The organism is Streptomyces sp. NPDC058459, from assembly GCF_042721685.1.
Classification (GTDB): Bacteria; Actinomycetota; Actinomycetes; order Streptomycetales; family Streptomycetaceae; genus Streptomyces.
Genome location: NZ_JBHXLV010000296.1, coordinates 1 through 5,815 on the forward strand (window position 1 = coordinate 1; position 5,815 = coordinate 5,815).

Below are 5,815 nucleotides of genomic sequence, written 5' to 3' on the forward strand. Positions count from 1 at the left end.
GGGTTCGGGAGGGGACGGGTGGCGGGGTACGGGCGGGGTCAGCCGAGGCCGTTGGCCTTCAGCCAGTCCTTGGCCACGTCCAGCGGGTCCTTGTGCTCGACCTGCACCTGGGTGTCCAGGTCGAGCAGGGCCTTGGTGTCCAGCTTGGCGGAGACCGCGTCGAGCGCGTCCACGCCCTTCTGCGGCACCGCGTTCTTGCGCACGAGGGGCTGGACGTTCTGGAAGCCGAAGAGGTTCTCCGGGTCGCTCAGGACGACGAACTTCTCCTTGGCGATCACCGGGTCGGTGGTGAAGAGGTCGGCGACCTGCACGGAGTCCTTCTTCAGTGCCGACTGGGTGAGCGGGCCGCCCGCGTCCAGGGACTTGAAGGACTTGAACTCCAGCCCGTACACCGACTTCAGGCCGCTCAGGCCCTGCTGGCGGGTCTGGAACTCCGGTGAGCCGCCGATGACCAGGTCCTTGGCGATGCTCTTGAGGTCGGCGATCGAGGACTTGGCGGTCAGGTTGTACTTCTTGGCGGTGGCCGCGTTGACCGTGACCGAGTCCTTGTCCTCCGCCGGGGAGGGGTCCAGCAGGGTCAGCTTGGAGTCCAGCTTGGCCTCGATGGCCTTGGTGGTCTCGTCGGTCGACTTCGGGGCCGCCTTCTGGTCGAGGTAGGCCAGCAGCGCGCCGTTGTACTCGGGCAGCAGGGTGACGGAGCCGTTCTTCAGCAGACCGTAGGTGGTCTCGCGGCTGCCGATGTTGGGCTGGTACTTGACCTTGACGCCCTTCGCCTTGAGGGCCTCGCCGTAGATGTCGGCGAGCAGGATGCTCTCGGCGAAGTTGTTGGAGCCGACGACGACGGTGTCACCGCTCGCCTTGCCTCCGGCCAGCGGGTTGTCGGACTTGTCGTCGGAGGAGCCACAGCCCGCAAGCAGCGTCGTCGCCGCCGCGAGGGCGACCAGCGCCGCCCCTCGGTTCCCCCGGATGGACTTGCTGATGCGGTTGTTGTATGTCACTCGTTGATCCAAGCCAGTTCGTGATTTGTCAGTCAAGGGAAGTGAGGTCACCGATTGGCCTCGATCGCGCCTGTTTGTGTCGGCAGTATGAACACACCGGTGAAGCCGCTCATCCACCGCGCCGGACCCCCGGCGAGACGGTGAGCTTCGACAGCGCCCAGAACACCAGGAGGGTCACCAGGGCGAGTCCGGCGACCAGGCTGGCGCCGCCGACGACCTTCTCGTAGTCCTTCTGGTAGAGCCCGTCGATGATGTACCGGCCGAGCCCGCCGAAGCTGACGTACGCGGCGATGGTCGCCGTGGAGACGATCTGCACGGCCGCGGTACGCAGTCCGCCGAAGATCACGGGCAGCGCGACCGGCAGTTCGACCTGGAACAGGATGCGCGGCTCGGTCATGCCCATCCCGCGCGCCGCGTCCACCGGGGACGGGTCGACGGTCTGGATCGCCTCGTAGGTGGTCACGAGGATCGGCGGTACGGCGAGCACGACGAGCGGCACCATCACGGGCAGCGTGCCGAAGCCGAACCAGATGAACAGCAGCACCAGCAGACCGAAGCTGGGCAGCGCCCGGCCGGCCGTGGCGACCATCGACAGGGCGTTGCCGCCGCGCCTCAGATGCCCGGCGACCAGTCCGACGGGCAGTGCGATGAGCGCGGCGAGGGCGAGGGCCTCCAGGGAGTAGCCCACGTGCTCCAGCAGGCGGGTGGGGATGCCGTCGTAGCCGTGCCAGCGTGCGGGGTCGGCGAAGAAGGAGCGCGCGAAGTCCAGGACGTTCACCGGGCGGCACCCTTCTTCGGCATCCACGGGGTCAGCAGGTTGCGGGCGAACACCAGCGCCGCGTCGACGAGGATCGCCAGCAGGGCCGTGGTGACCACCGAGTTCACCGCGAGTTCGGGCCGGTGGTAGAGGTTGGCGTCGTTCAGCATGTTGCCGAGCGCGCCCTGGTTGCCGATGAGCATGCCGACGCTGACCAGCGAGATGCTGGACACGGTGGCGACCCTCAGGCCCGCGATGATGGCGGGTACTGCGATGGGCAACTGCACCTGGAGATACCGCCGTACGGCGCCGAGCCCCATCGCCTCGGCGGCGGCCAGGGTCTCCGGGGGCACCGAGCGGACGCCGTCCACGATGGCGGGGACGAGCACCACCAGGCTGTAGACGGCGAGCGGGATCATCACCGTCAGCTCGCTCTGGCCGGTGTAGTCGATGAGGATGACGAAGAACGCCAGCGACGGGATCGCGTACAGCACGGTGGTGACGCCGAGGACCGGCGGGTACAGCCAGCGGAAGCGGGCGCAGAGCTGGGCGACGGGCAGCGAGAGCAGGAGCCCGGCCAGCACCGGCAGCAGCGCTTCGCGCAGATGCAGCCCGATCAGGCCGAAGTAGCTGTGCTGGAGGTCGCTGGGGAGGTCGAAGAAGCCGTTCATCCGGCCGCCGTCACCTCCGGACGGTCCTCGGTGTGCGCGGTGCGGATGGCCTCGCCGATGGCGGCCTGCGAGACCACGCCGACCGCGCGTCCCTCGCCGTCGACGGCGACGGCCCAGCCGGTCGGCGAGAGCACCGCCCCGTCGAGGGCACTGCGCAGCGAGTCCTTGCCCGGCCGGAACGGCCTGCCGTACGGCAGGAGCCGGCCGGTGTCGATGGCACCCGCGGTGAGCGCGCCCGGCTCGCCCCAGCCGAGCGGACGGCCGTCGGCGTCGGTGACGAGCAGGTACGGGGCGCTGCCGCGCGGGGTGAGCCGGGTGGCGTCGGCGTCGACGGGGACGATCGGCCCGGTCTCCAGCTCCAGCGCGTCGGACGGGAAGAAGGACAGCCGGCGGATGCCCCGGTCGGCGCCGAGGAAGTCCTCCACGAAGGGGTCGGCGGGCGCGGTGAGCAGTTCGGCGGGCGGCGCGAACTGGGCGAGGTGGCCGCCGGTGCGCAGCACGGCGACCATGGTGCCGAGCTTCACGGCCTCGTCGATGTCATGGGTGACGAAGACGATGGTCTTGCCCAACTCGTCCTGGATGCGCAGCAGTTCGTCCTGGAGTCCCTTGCGGACCACGGGGTCGACGGCGGAGAAGGGCTCGTCCATCAGCAGGACCGGCGGGTCGGCGGCGAGCGCCCGTGCCACGCCGACGCGCTGCTGCTGGCCGCCGGAGAGCTGGTAGGGGTACCGCTTGGCGAGCGAGGTGTCGAGCCCGACCCGCTCCATCAGCTCCGCGGCGCGCTCGCGGGCCTTGCCCTTGCTCCAGCCGAGGAGGCGGGGCACGGTGGTGATGTTGTCCAGGATGGTGCGGTGCTGGAAGAGCCCGGCGTTCTGGATGACGTAACCCATGGACCGGCGCAGGGAGTTGACGGGCTGCTGCCGGATGTCGGCGCCGTCGAGGAGGATGCTGCCCTCGCTGGGCTCCACCATCCGGTTGATCATCCGCAGGGTGGTCGTCTTGCCGCAGCCGGAGGGGCCGACGAGGACGGTGATCGCGCGGTCCGGTATGTCGAGCGACAGCCGGTCGACCGCGACCGTCCCGTCCGGGTATCGCTTGGTGACTGAATCTATCCGTATCAAAACGCCGCGCGCCCTTCGGTTGGCAGGAGTGCCTGGAACGTGCCGGCCGAGTCTAGACGGCACGGGCCACGGCACCCGGTGAGTGCGAAAGGGCGACCGGACCGGGTGCGGGCGCGCGCACCCGTGGTCGTGCCACGGCCGGACGGTCCCATGAATCGCAAAGCTGCTACCCCGCCACGGTCTTCCCATTCATCTGATTGTGTGACTCCGCTCATACGATGCCGCCCACCTGCCGGAGACGGCGGGCGGGCGGCGTCGGGGGCGCGGTGTCAGCCCTCTCGCGGTGTCAGCCCTCTTCGGGGGTGAGGCGCAGCGAGACGCTGTTGATGCAGTACCGCTGGTCGGTGGGCGTCGGGTACCCCTCGCCCTCGAAGACGTGCCCGAGGTGGGAGCCGCAGCGGGAGCAGCGGACCTCGGTGCGGACCATCCCGTGGGAGCGGTCCTCGATCAGCTCGACCGCGTCGCTGTCCTTCGGGTCGAAGAAGGACGGCCAGCCGCAGTGCGAGGCGAACTTGGTGCCGGAGGTGAACAGATCGGCTCCGCAGGCCCGGCAGGAGTAGACACCCTCGGTCTTGGTGTCCGTGTACTCACCGGTGAAGGCCGGCTCGGTGCCCGCCTGGCGCAGCACCGTGTACTCGGCCGGGCTCAGCTCCGTCCGCCACTGCTCGTCCGGCTTCTCGACGTCGTACGCCATGAGGATCAGCCCCTTCTACTTCTGCGACAGGCGGTGCAGGATCAGCGGGCCCAGGTCGGTGACGTCGCCCGCGCCCATGGTGAGAACGAGATCACCCGGCTTCGCCATTCCCGCGACGACCTCGGGGATGTCCGCCCTGTCGTGCACGGCGGTGACATCGGCGCCGGCGGCTCGGGCGGCCTCGATGATCAGCGCGCTGGTGACTCCCGGGACCGGGTCCTCGCGGGCCGGGTAGATGTCGAGCACCACGGAGGCGTCGGCGAGCGTGAGCGCCTGGCCCATCTCCTTGCCCAGCTCCTGCGTACGGGAGAACAGGTGCGGCTGGAAGACGACGAGGATACGGCGGTCGTCCCCGGCGGCGCCGCGCATGGCCTCCAGGTCGGCGGTCATCTCGGTGGGGTGGTGGGCGTAGGAGTCGATCACCTGGACGCCCGCCTCCTCACCCTTGAGCTGGAGGCGCCGCTTGACGCCGGTGTACGCGGCGAGGGCGGGGGCCAGCTCGTCGGCGGGGAGGCCCAGGGCGGCGCCGGCGGCGAGCGCGGCGACGGCGTTGAGCGCGTAGTGGCGGCCGGGCACGGAGACGGCGAAGGTCAGCTCACGGCCGTCCAGCACCACGGTGACCTGACTCCTGAGGCCCTGCGGGACGATCTCCAGGACCCGTACGTCGGCGTCCTCGGCCTCGCCGTACGTCACCGTCTTCACGCCGGACACCCGGCGGGTCAGCTCGCGGGCGCCCTCGTGGTCGGCGGAGATCACCAGGGTGCCGCCGGGGACGATCTTGCCGGCGAAGGTCTCGAAGGACTCGTAGATCTCGTCCATCGAGGCGTAGTTGGCGTGGTGGTCCAGCTCGACGTTGAGGACGATGGCGACCTCGGGGGCGTACTTGTGGAAGCTGCGGTCGCTTTCGTCCGCCTCGGCCACGAAGATCTCGCCCTCGCCGTGCAGGGCGTTGGAGCCGGGCGCGTCGAGGTCGCCGCCGATGGCGTACGACGGGCGGGCGCCCAGCTCGGTGAGGGACACGGCGAGCATCGAGGTGGTGGTGGTCTTGCCGTGCGTACCGGCCACCGCGATCGGCCGCAGACCCTCCATCAGCGCGGCGAGGGCGTCGGAGCGGTGCACCACCGGGATGCCCAGCTCGGCGGCGCGGGCCAGCTCGGGATTGTCCTGCCGGATGGCGGAGGAGACGACGACACAGCTGGCGTCGTCGGCGAGATGCCCGGCCGCGTGCCCGATGTGCACGGTGGCCCCGTGCGCCCGCAGCGCCTCGGCGGTCGGGGACTCCTTGGCATCACTGCCCGCCACCCGCGCACCGCGCTGGGCGAGGATCTTCGCGATCCCCGACATCCCGGCGCCCCCGATGCCGATGAAGTGCGGTCGGTCCATGGCGGTAGGAAGGCCGGGTGCCATGCGATGTTCTCCCAGATACGAGCGAGCCAGAGGATGTCCACCCTATGCGCAGATCCCGGCACTCCCGCACCCCGGCAGGGGGGCGCGCCGGGGCGCGGGCGTACGGGGGCGCGTGGGCCGTCGGGGCGCGTCGGGTGAGGCCGGGGACGCGGCAGGCCCCACCCGGG

At 70.4% G+C, this 5,815-nt stretch carries 6 protein-coding genes; all 6 read right to left on the bottom strand.

The window, feature by feature from the left end; all coding sequences use genetic code 11:
- Positions 1-38: 38 nt before the first annotated feature.
- Positions 39-998 (bottom strand): ABC transporter substrate-binding protein, encoded by a 960-nt coding sequence (locus tag ACFWN1_RS31045; RefSeq protein ID WP_384369351.1) that lies wholly within the window; start codon positions 996-998, stop codon positions 39-41.
- A 109-nt stretch (positions 999-1,107) separates the two neighbouring features.
- Complete coding sequence (locus ACFWN1_RS31050) at positions 1,108-1,776, bottom strand: ABC transporter permease (RefSeq protein ID WP_384369354.1); 669 nt, start codon at positions 1,774-1,776, stop codon at positions 1,108-1,110.
- The gene (locus ACFWN1_RS31055; RefSeq protein WP_384369357.1) at positions 1,773-2,426 is read right to left on the bottom strand and encodes an ABC transporter permease; all 654 of its coding nucleotides are present in this window, start codon (positions 2,424-2,426) and stop codon (positions 1,773-1,775) included. The genes ACFWN1_RS31050 and ACFWN1_RS31055 overlap by 4 nt, the downstream gene beginning before the upstream one ends.
- Positions 2,423-3,547, bottom strand: coding sequence for an ABC transporter ATP-binding protein (locus tag ACFWN1_RS31060; RefSeq protein WP_384369360.1), 1,125 nt, complete (start codon positions 3,545-3,547; stop codon positions 2,423-2,425). The genes ACFWN1_RS31055 and ACFWN1_RS31060 overlap by 4 nt, the downstream gene beginning before the upstream one ends.
- Before the next feature lie 286 nt (positions 3,548-3,833).
- Positions 3,834-4,241 carry a peptide-methionine (R)-S-oxide reductase MsrB gene (msrB, locus tag ACFWN1_RS31065; RefSeq protein WP_384369363.1) on the bottom strand — a complete coding sequence of 136 codons (408 nt, stop codon included), beginning with the start codon at positions 4,239-4,241 and terminating at the stop codon, positions 3,834-3,836.
- Positions 4,242-4,256: 15 nt separating this feature from the next.
- The gene (gene murC / locus ACFWN1_RS31070) at positions 4,257-5,648 is read right to left on the bottom strand and encodes a UDP-N-acetylmuramate--L-alanine ligase (RefSeq protein WP_384369366.1); all 1,392 of its coding nucleotides are present in this window, start codon (positions 5,646-5,648) and stop codon (positions 4,257-4,259) included.
- Between the last annotated feature and the right edge of the window lie 167 nt (positions 5,649-5,815).